The organism is Pontibacter akesuensis (assembly GCF_001611675.1).
Classification (GTDB): Bacteria; Bacteroidota; Bacteroidia; order Cytophagales; family Hymenobacteraceae; genus Pontibacter; species Pontibacter akesuensis.
Genome location: NZ_CP014766.1, coordinates 1565602 through 1584313 on the forward strand (window position 1 = coordinate 1565602; position 18712 = coordinate 1584313).

The 18712-nt window shown below is 51.6% G+C and carries 9 protein-coding genes; 1 reads left to right on the forward strand and 8 read right to left on the reverse strand.

What is annotated here, in order from left to right; genetic code table 11:
* Positions 1 to 6: 6 nt before the first annotated feature.
* From A0W33_RS06565 to A0W33_RS06590, 6 genes are all read right to left on the reverse strand, one after another.
* Positions 7 to 3228, reverse strand: a complete 3222-nt coding sequence (locus A0W33_RS06565; protein WP_068837415.1) for a SusC/RagA family TonB-linked outer membrane protein — start codon at positions 3226 to 3228, stop codon at positions 7 to 9.
* 648 nt (positions 3229 to 3876) lie between these two features.
* Positions 3877 to 5376 carry a SusD/RagB family nutrient-binding outer membrane lipoprotein gene (locus tag A0W33_RS06570; protein ID WP_071890020.1) on the reverse strand — a complete coding sequence of 500 codons (1500 nt, stop codon included), beginning with the start codon at positions 5374 to 5376 and terminating at the stop codon, positions 3877 to 3879.
* Positions 5377 to 5408: 32 nt separating this feature from the next.
* Entirely contained in the window at positions 5409 to 8615 is a 3207-nt protein-coding gene (locus tag A0W33_RS06575; RefSeq protein ID WP_068837417.1) for a SusC/RagA family TonB-linked outer membrane protein, read from the reverse strand.
* A gap of 733 nt (positions 8616 to 9348) precedes the next feature.
* Positions 9349 to 11502, reverse strand: a complete 2154-nt coding sequence (gene feoB / locus A0W33_RS06580; protein ID WP_068837418.1) for a ferrous iron transport protein B — start codon at positions 11500 to 11502, stop codon at positions 9349 to 9351.
* An 11-nt stretch (positions 11503 to 11513) separates the two neighbouring features.
* Positions 11514 to 11762, reverse strand: a complete 249-nt coding sequence (locus A0W33_RS06585; RefSeq protein ID WP_068837419.1) for a FeoA family protein — start codon at positions 11760 to 11762, stop codon at positions 11514 to 11516.
* 236 nt (positions 11763 to 11998) lie between these two features.
* Positions 11999 to 14455, reverse strand: a complete 2457-nt coding sequence (locus tag A0W33_RS06590) for a bifunctional UDP-N-acetylmuramoyl-tripeptide:D-alanyl-D-alanine ligase/alanine racemase (protein WP_068837420.1) — start codon at positions 14453 to 14455, stop codon at positions 11999 to 12001.
* Positions 14456 to 14500: 45 nt separating this feature from the next.
* On the opposite strand from A0W33_RS06590, the gene A0W33_RS06595 reads away from it, so the two are divergent.
* The gene (locus A0W33_RS06595) at positions 14501 to 15574 is read left to right on the forward strand and encodes an EamA family transporter (protein ID WP_229802111.1); all 1074 of its coding nucleotides are present in this window, start codon (positions 14501 to 14503) and stop codon (positions 15572 to 15574) included.
* A gap of 49 nt (positions 15575 to 15623) precedes the next feature.
* On the opposite strand, the gene A0W33_RS06600 is transcribed toward A0W33_RS06595, so the two are convergent.
* Together A0W33_RS06600 and A0W33_RS06605 are read right to left on the reverse strand one after the other, a co-directional pair.
* Positions 15624 to 15977 carry a hypothetical protein gene (locus A0W33_RS06600; RefSeq protein ID WP_068837421.1) on the reverse strand — a complete coding sequence of 118 codons (354 nt, stop codon included), beginning with the start codon at positions 15975 to 15977 and terminating at the stop codon, positions 15624 to 15626.
* Between the two features lie 96 nt (positions 15978 to 16073).
* Positions 16074 to 18665 carry a DUF5686 and carboxypeptidase regulatory-like domain-containing protein gene (locus tag A0W33_RS06605; RefSeq protein WP_068837422.1) on the reverse strand — a complete coding sequence of 864 codons (2592 nt, stop codon included), beginning with the start codon at positions 18663 to 18665 and terminating at the stop codon, positions 16074 to 16076.
* Positions 18666 to 18712 lie beyond the last annotated feature (47 nt).

The window sequence follows — 18712 nt, forward strand, 5'->3', positions numbered from 1 at the left end:
TAACAATTACAATCTCACTCTTAGGTTAACACCCATGGTGCGTGTAGATGGCAACTGGCCACCCTCATACCATGTTTCTTCCAGCTCCGATGGGTCGATGCCCAGGTCTTTACCAGGAGCGCTGATCAGCCAGGCGTTGCTCACCATCAGGCCGATGTTGGCACTCTTCACCATGGTGCCAAGTATAGATGCAGGCAGTTCATAACCCAGGCGCACCTCGCGAAGCTTCAGGTAAGAAGCGTCGATTACCATAGAGTTGATCTGGTCGCGCTGAAGCGATGTATAGAAGTATGTTCTGGCCGGGATGTACGTTTGGTTTGGCTGTCCGCCTACGTTCTCGCCGCCAATAACAGTACCGTCAGCATACACGCCCGGGATCAGGATACCACCACCGTTCGATGGAAAATCTCTCCAGTCGTTGCCTTTGTCGTTCACGCCAACTGTTGCCTCGTGCAAGCCTGAGCCCCAGCCATACTGCTTGGTAAGGGAGTGGAACAAGCCACCTTTCTGAAAGTCGAGGGAGAAGGCAAGGCTAATGCCTTTGTAGCTGAAGTTGTTGAACAAACCACCTGTAAGGTCAGGCTGGATGGTGCCTTTCTCCTTGTTGATCTCATACAGCGGAATACCGTTTGAGCCTACAATTACACGGCCCTGGTCGTCGCGCTTCCACATACGGCCTACTAACAGACCCCACTCCTGGCCAACGCGGTGCTCCAAACGGGTGTCGTTACGCTGTGTTGCAGCCAGGTAGGTCTGCAGGCCATCGGCAAGCTCTACAATTTTAGAGCGGTTTCTACCGATGTTCAGCGCAATATCCCAGGTAAAGTCACCTCTCAGCGGCTGAGCAGTTATACTAGCCTCTATGCCTTTCCGCTGTATTTTACCAGCGTTGATCTGGTAGGTGCTAAAGCCGGTAGCCGGGTCTATGTTCAGGCTTAGGATCTGGTCTTCGTTGTCATCCTGGTAGTAGGTGAATTCCACACCCACTGCATTAAAAAAGCGCAGGTCGGTGCCTACTTCCCATGAGGTTGTAAGCGAAGGCTTGATGTTTCCGGTTCTGAATTCGTTTCCAATCTCGGCAGATGGATTAGAGCCATATAGCGGCTCATCATCAATAGCCGTGAAAACGCTATAGGCCGCTAAGTCGGCACCAACCTGTGCCCACGATGCACGGAGTTTACCACTAGAGAGTACGTTGGTCAGAGCCTGGTTATTAATAACCTCGGTGAACACAAAGCTACCGCCTATAGAAGGATACATGAACCTGTTATTCTGCTCAGGAAGCACCGAAGACCAGTCGTTTCTGTTCGTCACATCAATAAACAGGAAGCTCTTGTAACCGAACGATGCTCTACCGTAGATACTGCGCACCGCCTGTCTGCTGTACCCTCTTGTAAGCAATGGCCGGGCAATAGAAGCGCTCATATCGAAGAAGTTCGGGAAGCTAAGGCCGCCCTGGGTCTCCTCCTCCAGTTGGTTGTAGTAGTTCTTGCGCAGGTTGCCACCCAACAAGGCGTCTACCGAGAAGTCGCCGAAGGCGCGCTTGTACAGCAAGTTTGTCTCGTAGTTCATCTCACGAACCGTGTTCTGGTAGAGCGAGTAACCATCTGTGTTCAAACCGCCTGTAGCAATTCTGAAATCGCCTTCCGCGTTGCGCTGGCTCATACGGGCATAAGACTGCCAGCTAAAGTGGTCATTAAATTCGTAGGCAAGACCCAGGTTACCAACCAGGCGGCTAGAGGTAGAAGTGCCATAGTTCTCGTTTACCACGAAGTATGGCGAGTCCCAGTACTGCGGCGCCAGGTATAGGGCAGGGTTGCCTGTACCGTTCGGGTCACCGATGTTCCAGGACTGCAGCGTTCCATCCGGATTGCGATAATTCTTCAGCCTCTCAAAGTCAAGCTGGCGCTGGAACCACTGGTTGAAGTTCTGAGTCACGTTCAGGCCATCCAGGCGGTATCCTTCCTGTGGTCTGCCATCCTGCTTGTTGGTGGTGTAAGACAGGTCCGCTGATGCCGTAAGCTTCTGTGTGATGTCCAGGGAAGTGTTCAGGCCTATTTGGTGCTGGTTGCGCTCCGCGTTTGGAATAATCAGGGTGCGGTTCTGGTTAGCATAAGTCAGCCTGTAAAGGAAGTTCTCAGCACCACCGCTAAACGCAATGCTGTTGTTGAAGTTCGTACCTGTCTGGTAAAAGTCTTTCACGTTATCTGGCTGCGCTGTTAGCGGCTCCAGTTTTCCGAAGTCCTCTCCTGCATACCAGGAATAATATGGGCGGTACAGCTGTCCGTTTATCTTCGGTCCCCAGCTTTCATCCGCACCGTAGTCCAGAATACGCTGCCCGTCGAAAGCTGCCCACTCGGCAGGGTGTGTGTTTGGCTTGTAACGGAAGATGTAGTACCCTTCGCTGTCATACGTGGAGCCAGGCGTTCTGGCGTTGGAGGAGTAACCACCAGCGTACTCGTTCTGGTAAGGCATCATCACTGATGGGTTCTCAAAAGCGGCAGAGAGGTTAAGCTCTACGGTTGGCGTACCACGTGTGCCTCTTTTGCTTGTGATCATAACCACACCGTTGGCAGCACGCTGGCCGTAAAGCGCCGTTGCTGCTGCACCTTTCAGTACAGAGATGCTCGCCACGTTGTCCATAATCACCGCGTTCTGATCTGTGACAGTACCATCCACCACGTAAATTGGCGGCTGACTGGTGCTAAGGCTGTTTGCGCCCCTGATCACGATGTTACCGTTGTCGAAGTTAGAGCTTGGCGAGCCTTGGATCTGCACACCGGCTACCTTGCCCACCAGCGCCGTACTTACGTCGTTTGATTTGGCATAGGTCAGGTTTTCGCTGCTCACGGCTCCCACAGAGTACGGTAGCGTTTCCTTCTCACGCTGATAACCGAGCGCAGTTACCACCACCTCTTCGAGTTGCTTAGTGTCTACCGGTAGCGACACGTTCACCTTGCTTCCGTTTCCCACTTCTTTCTCAGTGGTTTGGTAGCCAATGTAACGAAACACCAGTGTGTTACTGCCTGCCGGAATCTCAATGCTGTAGGATCCGTCGGCAGCCGTGGCAGTGCCGATCGTGGTGCCTTTCACCAGTACAGCCACGCCTGGCAGCGCCTGTCCATTAGCGGCATCTGTGACCACGCCGCTAACGCTTTTAACCTGAGCCATGGCTTGCTGCAGCAAGACCGACACCAGGAAAAGAAATAAGAGTAGTTTTTTTTTCATTGTGCTTTGTTTAAAGTGAGAGATTAGGTTGTACTGTAAAAACTGTATCAAAGAAAGCCATGGCACAAATGCGACAATGGCAGCTTTATGTTATTTGCAACAAGTTTTTGAAAGATGAATCTATGTAAGCAATCCGACAGCCATACAAAGGGCATCGCCGGAGTTGACGAAGAAGTCTATTTTAAAGCCTAATCTAAACCGCTCCTGCAAGCATAGATAAGTGTTTTAAGCCACAACCAACCGGGAAAGCACAATAAACTGATAATATCATTCGGACTACTGGTGAGCATAACTATTTCCGGAAACGCAAAACAGAGCTGTGCCCAACATTGCCTTCGGAAACTCCGCGCCACTGGCATCCTGAACGATAGAGATTTGTTTGTCAAACCTATACGAACACGCGATTGAGCATGATTAACCGGTGCGTTGTATCGACGAAGCAAGTACTTTTATTCAGTATCATAAATATATTGATTTTCTGACGATCTGCAATTTTCGAACAGGAAATTAATCATAACCGAATAGTATAATTTCAATGTCACAACACGGTATAGCTTTAAAATAAGAAAAGGCCCTCGGAAACCGAGGGCCTTTATCCAATGAAGAAGACTACTACCTAGTATTCTTTACTATCTATTTTATTCTGTTCTACTTAACATCCCACCACTGTCTGGCAGCGAGGCTGTTGGTTCCGCCAATTGCCTGCACCGCAGCGCCATAGTTCGCTTCGTTCAGCTGAGCTTCAGTAACAGGGTAGCTCATACGGAAAGGAACCAGTGCTACGGCCGGGTCAACTGAACCGGCAGCTGGGGCAACAAATATCTCCTCACCAGTGTAAGGGTCTTCGAAGTCCAGGCGCAGGCGCTCTAACCAAGCCTGAATACCCTGACCATACATCGCGATCCATTTCTGCGATCCGATAGCATCCAAAGCAGTCTCCAGGTTAGGAGCCACATAAGGAACTCTTGCCACGTAAGCTGTGTAAGCGGCATCGCTCAGGCCTGCTGCCTCAAAAGAAGCCTCAATGCCTTCCAGGTAATGCTCCTGTGCAGTACCAGTTACACCGGCTATCCCTCGTGCGGCGATTTCAGCCAGCATGAACTCTACCTCAGCATAATCAAGGATCACAGTCGGAGCAGTCTCACCAATAAGGTAATTGCTTGGCAAGCTCACCACTTTAGGGTCGCCGTTTGAGAGGCGCTTGTCACTTGGTGCCAGGCCATAGATTTCACCAACATAGTTATTTGTACCCTGCAGTGGGTCAGCATATACTGCCAGGCGAGGGTCATTATACTTCTGCAGGTATTCTACAAAAGGCTCCGACACTGAGAAGTCTATTCTTGTCTTGAAAGCCTCTGCCAACGGGTTGTTGTTAGGCGCACCAGGAATCCATCGGAATAAAGCACTCTCTGCGTTAGAAGAGATAAGGCCTCCGTTTGCCGGGTTAAGTGACTTCGCTATAGCTTCAGTCGCTGCAGTTGGGTTTGCATCGATCATACGCAGCGCGATACGCAGACGCAGAGAGTTCGCAAACTTCCTCCATTTTTCAACACTGCCGGCACCGCCATAGATCAAGTCACCTTCCAGATAACCAGGCTGTGCTGGGTCCAGAATAGCAATTTGCTCTTCCAGCGTGCTCAGCAATCCCATGTACACCTCTTCTCCGGAGTCATACGCCGGTGTAGCGATCTCATCGTTGATGGACTCAGAATAAGGAATCGGGCCACCGTAGATATCTGTCAGGTTATGATATGTCAACACCTTCATGATCTCGGCGATGGCAATACGGTTCTGGTAGCCAGTCACCTGGTTTTCCATTTCAATTTCCTGAGCTGCAACCAACTCTCTTAGCACATCTGCATAGAAAGTGTTCCACATCGTCTGGTTCACGCCTTCGCGGATCTGGTAACGGCTTTCGTCGGTGTACTGTGTGGACGACCAGTACTGGGCATAATACATACCCATACGCCCGTTGTTCCACTCATCTCCGATGTTATCAGCAAAATTGTACTGAGCCGTTGCCATCAATTGCGCAGATGTCGCATTTGCGGGCTGGTTTGGGCTAACGTTCATCTCTTCGAAGTCTTCTGTACAAGACGCCACCGAGAACAAAGCCGCACCAAGCAATAGCTTATTATATAACTTCATATTCAGTTTTTATTTATTCGTAGGTTTAAATATTACAGTCCCAGCGTTAATGTAAATCCATAAGAGCGAACAGACGGTAAAGCACCACCTTCAATACCCTGCACGTTTGTGATAGAGTTTGTGATGTTTGATGGGTCCACATGCTCTGAGTTAGAGTCAATCAACCAAAGGTTTCTTCCGATAAATGCCAATCTAACATTGTTGAAAGGAGTCTTACCAGTAAGGCTTTCAGGCAATGTGTAACCAAGGCTGGCCTCACGCAGGTAGATGTAGCTTGCATCCAAAACATCCATGGCATGCATTCTGTAACCACCGTTCACATAGAAGTAAGTCTCAGCGTCAACTGCCGTTGTGTTTGGAGAACCGTCTTCCATTACACCTGGCGCTATAACACCTTCTTCACGTATGTTGCCTGCAGCTGTTTCCTCCAGCATACCTGAGTAACGTCCAAACATTTGTGTTGTAGAGAAGAAGTCGCCACCTTTCTGGAAGTCGATCAGTGCAGACAGGCTTAGGCCCTTGTAACGGAACGTGTTGGTTACACCGCCATTGAAGTCTGGTAAAACAGATCCAATAACTTTCTGCTCGTCAGAGCGTGCGTACCAGCCATTTTCCAATACAATTCTTCTACCCTGGTCATCATACTTAAAGTCATAACCAACAATCGAACCAAAAGATTCACCTTCACGTGCCTGCAGCTGCACTGCAAACGGAGCGTTAGTGATAACCATTGTCTGCTGGTCGTCTGTCAGCTTCACGATCTTGTTCTCGTTCTTCGCCCAGTTGAAGTTAATATTCCAACTAAAGTCATTTGTCTGAACAGGAGTGCCGTACAGGTTCAGCTCAACACCTTTGTTTTCGATTTCACCGGCGTTGATGTATCTGAAAGTATAACCAGTGGAAGCGGAAAGGCTAAGCGGAATGATCTGGTTAGTGGTTCTTCTGTGGTAATATGTTGCGTTCAGGCCAACTCTGTCGTTGAATGCGCGCCACTCTGTACCAAACTCATACTCAGTTGAAATCTCTGGCTTCAGGTTCGCATTTGGAAGCGTGTTTGGCACAGAAACTCTTGAATCAGCACCAAAAGGCTGGTTCAGCTGGTACGTCAGGATCGTGTTATACGGGTCGGTATCGTTACCTACCTGCGCAATAGCTGCACGAACCTTAGCCAGGTTCAACCACGAGGCACCAATCAGGTCAGCGAACAGGTAAGAAACCGACGCTGCAGGGTAGAAGTAAGAGTTGTTGTCAACAGGCAGTGTAGAAGACCAGTCGTTACGGGCACTAAGGTCTAAGTACAGGATGTCCTGGTAGCCCAGGGAAGCACTTGCAAACACCGAGTTGATCTGCTTCTCAGTTTTTGAGTCTATGATAGAAGGACGACCGATGGACGCACCTAGGTTATACACTTCAGAGCTAAGACCATCTACCGTAGAGCCTGAGAACACATCGCGTGTGCGTGTCATTCTGTTGGCACCCACAAAAGCGTTCAAAGAGAATGCCTCAGACAGGTCTTTGTTGAAGTTCACCAAACCCTGGAGGTTGTTCTCCATGAAGTCGATGTTGTACAGCGTGTAGTCAGAGATTTCCTGAGATCCCGGCGCAATGCGCTCCTCCTGTGTCTCGGTGTACATATCTACTGTAGATCTTACTTCGGCAGACAGGTAGTCTGTTAGTTTGTAAGAGGCAGTTATGTTACCAAACAGGCGGTCTCTGCTGTCGTTCTGGAAGTTCTTGTAACGCACCCAGTATGGGTTGTTAGAGTACTTTGGCGTTGGGTTATCCCAGGCCGTGCGGTTCCAGGTAAGCTGGGTACCATCAGGCAGCATGTAGTTCTTTGCTCTGTCCATGTCCATCTGTCTCTGGCCCCACTGCGTGAACTGCTGCAGTACGTTGCTTCCATCGTAACCAGTACCCGGGCGACCTACCGCCTCGTGTGTCACATAGTTCGCGCTGGCAGATACAGTCAGTTTTTCGCTCAGGTTGTAAGCGCCGTTTAAGCTAACGTTGTGGCGCACCAGGCTTGAATTAGGCAGGATGAAATCCTGGTCCAGGTTGGAGTAAGATAAACGGAACGAGCCTTTGTCGTTGGCACCGTCTAGTGCGATTGAGTTTGTCAGGGTGATACCTGTCTCAAAGAAATCGCGGATGTTGTCTGGTCGTGCTTCCCAACGGGCAAGCTCACCGAAGTTAGGGTTTCCAAGCTCCTGGTCCCAGCTCCAGTACGGGCGGTACAGTTGGCCTTCAAACGCAGGTCCCCATGATTCGTCCACGTCGTAGTCAGGAATCAAGTCATAGCTGCCCAGGCCGTCGTTGTCGTTATACGCACCGTCTCTTCCCTCAGGGAAGGCCTCTGGGTTTTCGTTCTTATAGATTTTGGTGAAGCCGTAACCACCGCCATACTTGTTCTGGTAGTTTGGCAGCTTGTAAACTTTATCCATAGTCAGGCCTAAAGAGTAGGTAACGCCAATGCCACCTTTCGAATTTCCTTTCTTCGTTGTGATCACGATTACACCGTTAGCACCACGGCTACCGTAAAGTGATGTTGCCGCCGCGCCCTTCAGTACAGTAACCTCCGCAATGTCGTTCGGGTTGATATCCTGGATGGCACTACCGTAGTCGTAGCCACCTGCCCCACGCTGCTGGTTAGTGCTGTTCGAGTTAGAATTCTCGATTGGCACGCCGTCTACCACGAACAACGCGTTGTTGTTGCCGCTGATAGAGCTAACACCTCTCATGGTAACTTTGGCAGAACCGCCCATAGCACCAGAGTTGGTGCCTACCTGTACGCCTGCAATTTTACCGGACAGCGAGTTAACGATGTTGGTTTCACGCACATTGCTAAGTTCCTCGCCGCTAACCGTCTGGGAGGAGTAACCAATAGATCTTTCCTCACGCGACACGCCGAGGGCGGTTACTACCACCTCTGATAGCTGCTCTGCATTTGTGGAGAGCGCCACGTTTACCGTGTTACCAGCACCAATGGTGCGCTCTACATCGTTATAGCCGATAAAGCGAAACACCAGCGTATTGCTGCCAGCCGGCACATTGATGGAGTATTCGCCGTTGACACCGGTTGTGGTGCCCACAGTAGTTCCTTTTACAATTACAGCAACACCCGGTAAACCTCCTCCAGTTTCCTGGTCGGTCACCGTACCCGTTACTGCTCTGCTTTGTGCCATGACCTGCTGCGAGAGCACCAGGAACATCAAAAAGCATAACATTAGAGCTTTCTTCATTGTTTTTGTTTTTAAGTGAGTGTTAGGTAAAAAATGTAATCAAATACGAAAGGTAAAAGCCAGTCTGGCCCAACTTTGCTAAGAGTTCACAAAGAATGACTGCTACAACGGACAGGACAATACAGGCTTTCTCTGCCACCTTAAAGCTTGTAGCTTCAGGTAGCAGTTCGACTGCGTTATCTTATTCCTGCGATTGTAGCAATACCCGGAAATTTAGGTGATACGTTTCTGTTTCCGGGCCTGGACCCGGTGATTTGCCTATGGTTTAGGTCAACAAAAACGACGATGAAGGTGGATGTTGAAAGTGCCCGAAGGACACCAAATTAAGTAGTAACGCTTCTTTCATAATAGTGTGTTTAAAGTGAGATATAAGTCAAGTTTACTGGAAAAACATCGCATTAACAAATTATTAATGTTGCTTTTTCAATATAGCGCGTTTCTATGCTTAAACTTCATTGTTAGTACATCAAATTAAATACTTGATTCTAAGAAAGTAGCGCGGTAAACCAAAGAGCTTAGTGGGTATTGAGTGTCGGGGGTAATTGTTATAAAGAATATTAACGTTTTCCGGCTTTTTTAGTTGAGATCCAAGCCATATAAATTTAAACGAAATATAATATAATAGGACAATTCTACTTAAGGGATTTTACCCGTTCTTGCTGAAAGCAAAAGCAGAAAGGCCTGTGCTATACAGGTATAGCACAGGCCTTTCGAAGAGCACAACGCAGTGCTATCAGCTAAAAGCCTGATAGGTAATAAAGGCCATCACGTAGGCAAGGCCTGTCATGTAGATCAACTGGGCGAGCGGCCACATCCAGCTTTTGGTTTCGCGACGCACAATGGCTAGGGTACTCACGCACTGCATGGCGAACAGGTAGAAGATCATGAGCGAGAATCCGCGGGCCGGCGTGAAAAACGGATCGCCGTTAGCATCTTTCTCATTCATGAGTTTTTCCTTGATAGTAGTCACATTCTCCTCCTCGCCTATACTATAGATGGTGGAGATGGTGCCGACAAACACCTCTCGGGCGGCAAACGAGGTCAACAGCGCTATGCCGATCTTCCAATCATAGCCCAATGGCCTGATCAACGGCTCCATACTTCGGCCGATGATGCCGGCGTAGGAATCCTCCAACTGGTGCGAGGCAATCCTGTTCTCCGTCTGCACCTCGTTCAGGTTCTCAGCCCGTGCCTCCACAAGCGCTTTCTCCCTGGCCTGCTCAAACCTGTCGCCGGGTCCGTAAGAAGCCAGCACCCAAAGTATAACCGACACCGCCACGATCACTTTACCCGCTTCAAACAAGAATGCCTTTACCTTCTCCACAATTGTGATGCCCACGTTTTTCCAGCGCGGCATTTTGTAAGTGGGGAACTCCATGATAAAGTAGCTGCGCTCGCGGGCCTTTAGTATGAATTTGAGCAGCAGCGCCGAGAATATGGCCGCCAGGAAACCGATCAGGTACAAGCCCATTAGCACCAGCCCCTGCAGGTTCATGAAGCCAAAGTAGTACTTCTCGGGCACCACCAGCGCAATCAGCACCGTGTACACGGGTATGCGGGCAGAGCAACTCATGAGCGGCGTCACGAAGATGGTGATCATGCGATCTTTCCAGTTCTCGATGGTCCGCGCCGACATCACGGCTGGCACGGCGCAGGCTACACCCGAAATCAACGGCACCACGCTCTTGCCGTTCAGGCCGAACTTGCGCATGATCTTATCCATCATAAAAGTAACGCGGGCCATGTAGCCCGTCTCCTCCAGTATAGCGATAAACGCGAATAGAATGGCAATTTGCGGCACAAACACCAGCACACCGCCCAAACCGGCAATGATGCCCTCTGTCAGCATATCCACCAGCGGCCCGTCAAAGTTGTCCTGTATCAGGATGTTGATGGCGGCTATCCCCTGGTCGATAAGATCCATGGGGTAGCTGGCCCAGGCGAAAATGGCCTGGAATATGAGAAAAAGTATGACGAAGAAGATCAGGTACCCGAACACCTTGTGCGTGAGCACCTGGTCGAGGCGGTTGCTGAACTGCTCATTCTTATCGGCTTTCTCCACACGCACGGTATCGAGCAGCAGCTCGTTAATGCGGGTGTAGCGCGCGATTGTCTCGTTCGCCTGCTGCGCGTTAGATTTAAAGCCAATTGCCGCCAGCTGGTCGTCGAGCCACGTTACGTCTTCTTCCTTTAAGAACTTCAGTGTTTTGTAATGATGCGCTATTTGCAGGGCAAGGTAGTTGTTGGTAAGCGAGAACCTGTCTTTGATACCATCAAGCAGCGGCTTCAGCTCGGCAGGTATTTCAAAAAAGGTCGTGGAGGTAGCCTCCAGCTGCTGCGACATCACAATTTTAAGGGCAGCCACACCAAGGCCCTTGCGGGCATTCATCGGGATTACAGGTACGCCAAACTCGCGCTGCAGCGCCTCGATGTCTATCTTCACGCCCTGCTCCTCGGCCACGTCCACCATGTTCAGCGCCAGCACCGACGGAATCTGCAAGTCGGCCAGCTGCGTGAACAGCAGCAGGTTGCGCTTCAGGTTGGAGGCATCGGCGGTAACGATAATGAGGTCCGGAAAATGCCTAGAGGCAGGATCGTAAAGCAAATCGGTGATCACGCGCTCATCCAGCGACTTCGGATAAAGGCTGTACGTGCCGGGCAGGTCGATTATCTCGGCCTTCAGCTGCGAGGTGAGCTGGCTGATGCCTGTTTTCTTGTCGACTGTAACTCCCGGGAAATTGCCCACCTTCTGGTTAAGGCCGGTAAGCTGGTTAAAAAGCGATGTTTTACCTGAATTCGGGTTGCCAATCAGCGCAATTTTAGCAATGGCCTGGCTTACAGGTGGCCTCTCCGCTTGCTCTATTTCAGGTTGGATAGCTACAGTCATGTAATCGGGTACTACTTAAGTAAAATCGTCTCGGCTTCGTCTAAGCGCAGGGAGAGCGTGTAGTTGTTCACGATGATGGTGATGGGGTCACCAAGCGGAGCCCGGCTGTTCATCTTCACCTCGGTGCCGGGTATGCACCCCATTTCAAGCAGTTTCAGGCCCATTTCCGGATCGTTGAGGCAGCAGATCACACCACTCTCCCCTATTTTCAGCTCACGCACCGATCGTTGCCCCGTATGTTCCCATGTCTTGTGTCGCACCTTTTCCCGCTTTATTTAGACTGTTTATAAACAACCGCAAGTTACAAGGTGTTCATCTTTAAAACAAAAGTTTTGCCGATTACGAGCGCCGGCAGGCTTAATAATTGATAATGATCATGTTATAGTTTAAAAAGTTTTCAAGGCTCCAAGGTATTGTGAGGGAGAAACCCGAAGTTTGAAGAATGACAAAATAAGGTAATACAAAGTATAGCAAGCGGATAGATCCTCTTACCTCCCTATTCGGCGTAGAACACGCGTTTCACCCGCATGCTAACATTGGTAAGCAGCTCGTAAGGGATGGTTCCTATACTTTTCGCCAGTTCCACCAGCGTAAGCTGCGGCCCGAAAACAATGGCGGTGTCGCCAGCTTTCACGTTAAGGCCCGTTACGTCTACCATGCACATATCCATGCACACGTTGCCGATAAGCGGACAGCGCTGCCCGTGGAGCAGCACATGGCCCACACCGTTGCTGAAGCGGCGGTCGTAGCCATCGGCGTAGCCAATGGCGATGGTGGCAGTGGTGCGATCAGTGCTGGCAATGCCCCTGCGGCTGTAACCTACCGTCTCACCCTGCTTTATACTTTTAACTTGTGACACAGTGGTTTTCAACGTACTCACAGGCCGCAGCGCCTCCTGCTCCGCACCCGTGGCCTCTACACCGTACAAGCCAATGCCCAGGCGCACCATGTCCAACTGGTGGGCCGGAAAGCGCACAATGCCGGCGGAGTTAAGGATGTGCTTGATGATTTTATACTTCAGACGCTCCTCCAGGGCTGTGGCCATACTTGTAAAACTGGCAATCTGCTGCTGCGAGAAATCGTTGTGCACCACTTCATCGGCACCGGCCAGATGGCTGAACGCGCTCACTACCTGTACCTGCGGGTGTTGTGCCAGCAGCTCAAACAGTGCCTCAAAGTTTTCTTTCTCAAAGCCGAGGCGGTGCATGCCCGTGTCCAGTTTCAGGTGGATTTTATACCTGGCCTCCGGCTCCAGCACCGACACAAAGGCCTGCAGTTGCTCCAGGCTGTAAATCTCCGGCTCCAGGTTGTATTGCCGCAGTTTCACGAAACTGTCCGGCGAAGGGTTCATGACCATAATGGGAAGCGTAATGCCGTTCTCGCGCAGCGCAACGCCTTCGTCCACATAAGCCACCGCCAGGTAATCTACCCGGTGGAACTGCAGCAGATTGGCAATTTCGGAGCTGCCGCTGCCGTAGGCGAAGGCTTTCACCATCACCATCAGTTTGGTGCCCGGCTTGAGCTTAGAGCGGTAGTAGTTGAGGTTGTGCACCAGCGCATCCAGGTTCACTTCCAGCACCGTACCGTGCACCTTCTGCTGGAACGCCTGCACGATCTTCTCAAACTCAAACACACGCGCGCCTTTCACCAGGATCACCTCATTTCTGAAATCAGCGGGGTCAAAAGCCTGAAGAAAATCAGCCGTGGAAGTATAAAACTCTGCTTTCGAAAAGAGGTGGCTATACTTGCTGATAGTGCTGCCGATGCCGACCACCCGCTGTACTTTGTGTGCCTGCACCAGTTCGGCCACCTTCAAGTACAGCTCCGCTTCCGGCAAGCCTGATTCCAGCACATCGGAAAGGATGAGCGTATGCTGCCCCCGCTGCGGCTGACTTGCCTGCAGGTCCAGCGCGATGGAAAGGCCGGCGAGGTCGTTGTTGTAGGTATCGTCGATGAGGTAGCAGCCGTTGATGGCCTCTTTCATCTCGAGGCGCATGGCCACCGGGTGCAGGCGGTCCAGGCGGCCCTGAATTTCGGAGAGCGGCACGCGGCGATACAGCAGCACAGCCAGGCAATGCAGCGCGTTTTCGATAGAAGCCTCGTCGGTAAAGGGGATAGCCAGCCGCTGCTTCTGCCCCTGGTAAGTATAAACCACAATGGTTTTGTGCCCGGCCACGTTGGTGGCGTTGATATACAGGTCCGCTTCTTTCCGGTTATGGCTCCAGGTAAAGCTCTTGATGCCTTGTGCCTGCACCGCCGCGTGCAGCAGCTCGTAATCGGCACAGTAAAACAGCAGTTCTACGGCAGTAAACAGCTTCAGCTTCTCGTCTACTTTTTGCTTTGTAGAGACAAAGCCTTCATCATGGGCACTGCCGATGGTGGTGAAGATGCCGATAGTGGGCTGGATGATGCGCTGCAGGTTTTCCATCTCGCCCGGCTGTGAGATACCTGCCTCAAATATGCCTAAGGTATGATTCGGCTGCAGTTGCCACACGCTTAGCGGCACGCCCAGTTGCGAGTTATAGCTGCGCGGACTCTTCACCACCAGCTCATCCGGGCTCAGCAGCTGCGACAGCCACTCTTTCACGATGGTTTTGCCGTTGCTGCCCGTAATACCGATCACCGGTACCTGGAACTGCGCCCGGTGCCATGCCGCCAGTTGCTGCAGTGCCTCCAGGCTATCAGGCACCTGTAGTATGTTTGCTTCCGGGAACTGCTGCGCCAGTGTAGCGGCCTCGCCTTGCTCCACTGCAAATTGCCTCACTCCCTGCGCATATAGCTGCGGCAGGTATTTATGGCCGTCGTTATACTTGCCGTTGATGGCAAAGAACACCGATCCCGCCGGCTGCGACAGTTTGCGGCTGTCGGTGAGCAGGTGCACAACCGGCAGCGGCTGCACTACCTGCAGGGCCTTGCCGTTGATTATATTCTGAAGCTGCTGAAAATCGAGCATACGAAGCCTGTTGAGCTGTAAAGTTAAAATTTAAAGCGTTAGAAAGTGAAAAGGTTATTGCTGGTGGATGAAAGCCATGGCGCCGGCACTACAAAAAAGCCTGCCCCGAAAGCGGCCCCAACACATGCTTCACGTACCTTTGCAGACTTTTATACTTTCCGGTTAGCTATGGAAACCAACATTAATACAAAATCATACTACGCTGCGGGCCTGGCGGCTTTTATTATCTGGGGCTTTGTGCCTTTCCCGCTGAAGGCGCTGGCCGAGTACCCCAGCGGACAGATCCTGTACTTCCGGGTAGCGCTGTCGGTTGTGCTGTTGCTGGGGGTGTCGCTCTTGTTTAGGCGTAAGCAGCTACTCGAAACGTGGGCACAGCTGAAAGCCTCCACCACCAAGGAGAAGCGCAAATTCATACTTTATACTTGCCTGGGCGGTGCCTTGCTTACCTCCAACTGGCTGTCGTTTATCTACGTGGTTAACCACATTGATATACAAACGGGCTCGTTTGCCTACCTGCTTTGCCCTATCATTACGGCGGTGCTGGGCTTTTTGCTACTGAAAGAGGAACTGCGGGTAAACCAGTGGCTGGCCATTGGCCTGAGTATCGTTAGCTGTGCATTGATCGGCTCAGGGGAAATCACAAACCTGCTGTTCAGTTTGCTTATTGCGTTCAGCTATGCTTTTTACCTCATCACGCAGCGCATACTGAAGATTTATGATAAGATTGTGCTCCTGAAGCTGCAACTGCTGCTTGCCTTTGCCTTTATTGGCCCGTTTTATACTTCTTTTGCCGGCGAGGGCGCCGTGCTGAACACGCACTTCTTCGTGAATGCCATGATTCTTAGCGCTGGCTTCACGGTGCTACCACTGTTCCTGAACTTGTTCGCGCTGAAGGAGCTTACCTCCGGCACCATCGGCATTCTGATGTACATCAACCCGATCCTCAACTTTGTGGTGGCCTTTTTATACTTCGGCGAGGAGACCACGGCGCTAAAGGTGGCCGCTTACGTGCTCATTTTCATCTCGGTGATTATCTATAACCTGAACCTGAAGGGCCGCAAAAAGCGTGGCGACGGGCTGGTGATACCACCTGTGGGCACGACGGCTGTTGTAAAGTAAAAAAGCCTCGCCAGATTTGCTGGCGAGGCTTTTTTACTTTGCTAACTTCCTACTGTCCGTCTATCTGGCGATTAGCAGGAGTTGTAATTTTAGGGCGCTGGTTAGGGTTCTCCTTCAGCTGCTTCTCTATATTCTGCTGGTGCAAACGGCGGGCTGCCGTATCCACGTTAGAGTTCATTTCTCCAAAATAATCAGCCTGCTCCCCTGTTTCGGCAGAATCACCGATGGTAGAAGGGCGTGGCTCGTTCAGGTGCTCTGCATCCGTCATTTCCACAATGGCTTCCGAGGTGCTGGTGTCGTCGGTTGGGTTAGAAGCTGGTCGCTCGCCGTTGCAGCCAAAGCCTACCACTGCGGCAAATGCCACGGCCAATCCTGATTTAAGTATATATGCTGTCGTTTTCATGTCTCATTTATCATTAGTTCTAGTGCTATTTTTAACGGCCTGCGCGTTAATAAGTTATCAGCCACAAGAATCTCGAAATAGGACAAAACAAATTACTTAAAACCCAAAGCCGATCATGATGCCCGTCCGGGCCCTGTTGCCCTCCTGAAAGGAAGTCACGAAATCTACCCGAAACACTTTGAAGATGTGCTCCACGCCCAGCCCAAGTTCCAGGTAATTGCCGGATTGCTGCGTGTTGAGGTAGTTCAGGCTTACCACCTCCTGCCACTTCAGCTTGCGGAACAGCGGTATCTTGTTGAACAGGAAGCCATTGAAATGGTGCTCGTAGTGCGCCTCTACATAGGCGTTGTTGGTGCTGTAGCGGTAATAGTCGAGCAACTGAAAGCCATTGTACACGCCTGCCACAATGGTACGGTTGCCGTTAAAGTGCTTGTAATCCAGCAGGCGCATGTCCTCCTTACCCCAGAAAATGCCGCTGATGGCGTTATACTTGCTGCGGCCCAGCAAGCCAAAGCTCACCTCGTCGCTTATACTTAGGGCAGCCGTATTGTACTGCACATCTCCCCCAAATGCCTTAAAGGCCCCACGGTAGCTCAGCGCAAATGTGGGATACTTGCTTCCTAAGTTGATCTTGTCGTCGGGGCGCGTCATGTAGCGCAGGCCGGGCCTGAACTGCAGGGCGGCTGAAAGGATAAGCGCCTCGTGCGGCATGAAGGCAGCATCGGCCAACTCAGCGTTTACAGGCACATTGGGCGTGAAGGTGCTTGCCTCGTCCTTTCCTCTTTCTTTCAGAGTAAAATCAGCGGTGTTCTGCAGCGGCATGCGGTGGGCATAGTTTACGGAACCGATAAAATTGATGCCGTTCACGATCTCCGAGCGGAGGCTTACCTGTCCGAAGTCGCGCTGGTACAGCTTCAGGTAGTTTCGCTCGGCCAGCAGGGTATACAGCGTGTTCACGAAAGGGGAGATAGGCTCCAGGTTGTTGATCTGCTGCACGTAGCGCCCGCCTTCCACACTCACGTAGCTGTTCTTAAAAGGATTGAAATGGTAGCCCATTTTCAGTTTGGCGTTGAGCTTGTTGTTGCTGAAGCCATAGCGCACGGCGGGCTCAATGGTATAGGCCCGGCGGTCCTCGAACCGTCGCAGGTACTCTACCCGCACATCAGCGGCCACGCCCTCCACTGTGTTGTACTGTAAAATACTGGGGCCGCCCGTCAGGCTTACCACCGGGTCGAAGCGGTAGAATTTGCGCGCGTAGCTGTTGGAGTAAGTATAGCCGCCCAGCAGAAAGGAGCCGAAGGAGGGCACGTTGCGCACCGCATCGAGCGAGTCCTGGTAGGGCTTTGAGTTCTTGATCACCTCCAGGCTGTCCTTTTTCTGATAATCCACCACCTCCTGCTGCGTCAGCGGCACCGGACGTATCTCAGCCCAATAGGCAGAATCGCGCTCGTTGGAGCCCTTCTCCACCAGCAGTACCTCTTTGCTGAATAGCTTGTCGCTCACCACAGGCTGTTCCGCCGGTGCGGCCGCCTCTGGCTCTATCAACTTAAAAGTAGGTCGTTTGGCAGGCTTGGCTTCGGCCACCACAGTTTCTGTGGCAGGCTCCGGCTCCACCTCCTCCAGCTTGGGCGGACGGGCGTAGGCAGGCTGCACTTTATACTTGGAGTACACGCCCATGGCATAGCCGCCGCCCCTGAAGCCCAGCCCCGCTCCCTCGAACGTGAAGCGCTGCTGCACCGGCATCCACACATGCTCCAATACAGGGGCATACACCTGCCGCACGCGTATCCAATCCACAAACTCAATACCTGCGTCTTTGGTCAGCTTCAGGTCGGTGCTGTGGATGCGCCATGTACCGTCTACTATGTAAATACTGCCCGAGAAAACGGGGTCGTTCTTGCGGCGCGGAATCACTTTTATTTTGTTAATGGTACGGCCATTCTCCTCAAACGCGCCCATGTACTCGAAGCGGTAGTAGAACAGCGCGTTGCTGGCCAGCGGCGACACAAAGCCACGCTCGCTCAGGCCCTGTACCTTCAGCAGGTTATCGTAAAAACTGACATTCATCTCGGAGGCTTGGTTAAAGCTGAAGCCCCTCTTCTGGCCGCTCACCTTGCTCGAGATCATCCGCTCATGAATTTTATTAGGCTTTTTAAACGCCAGCTCCGACACCGACTCCGACAGGTACACAATGCCTGTGTCCACATCCACCACCTTTATGCCCAGCACCTTTGGCGGCACTTTGTCCATGCGGGCCACGCTTTTCATGTACACGCGGGCGCTCCAGGCATTCACCTCGTTCTGGTGGTACTTGCGCAGCCGGATGGCGTTGCGCATGATGGTATAGGCCGGGTCCTCGTCCGCTGCCCGCACAACTACTTCTTTCAGGTTGAGCACCTCCGGCTGCAGCTGCACATTCAGCTCCTGCGTGCCCTCGCCAATGGTTACCGTCTCGGTTTGGGCACGATAGCCCACATACTTGAATTCGAGGGTATAGGTGCCGGGGCTAAGCTGCAGTTGGTACAGGCCCTGGTCGTTGGTGCCGGTGCCACTAGCCGTTTCTTTTATGTAGATGCTGGCGAAAGGAAGGCCTTTTCCGTTCTCGTCGGTTACGCGGCCGCGCAGTGTGCCCGCCTGGGTGGAAAGCGAAAGGAGCAAGAGCAATAAAAGCAGGAGGTGGTGGCGCATGTAAGATGAGTTTGTAGGGGAGAATCAGACCTAATTTACAAATGAAA

Coding starts and splice junctions, on each gene's coding strand:
- A0W33_RS06565 (WP_068837415.1), bottom strand. CDS start 3,228: ATGAAAAAAAAACTACTCTTATTTCTTTTCCTGGTGTCGGTCTTGCTG.
- A0W33_RS06570 (WP_071890020.1), bottom strand. CDS start 5,376: ATGAAGTTATATAATAAGCTATTGCTTGGTGCGGCTTTGTTCTCGGTG.
- A0W33_RS06575 (WP_068837417.1), bottom strand. CDS start 8,615: ATGAAGAAAGCTCTAATGTTATGCTTTTTGATGTTCCTGGTGCTCTCG.
- feoB (WP_068837418.1), bottom strand. CDS start 11,502: ATGACTGTAGCTATCCAACCTGAAATAGAGCAAGCGGAGAGGCCACCT.
- A0W33_RS06590 (WP_068837420.1), bottom strand. CDS start 14,455: ATGCTCGATTTTCAGCAGCTTCAGAATATAATCAACGGCAAGGCCCTG.
- A0W33_RS06600 (WP_068837421.1), bottom strand. CDS start 15,977: ATGAAAACGACAGCATATATACTTAAATCAGGATTGGCCGTGGCATTT.
- A0W33_RS06605 (WP_068837422.1), bottom strand. CDS start 18,665: ATGCGCCACCACCTCCTGCTTTTATTGCTCTTGCTCCTTTCGCTTTCC.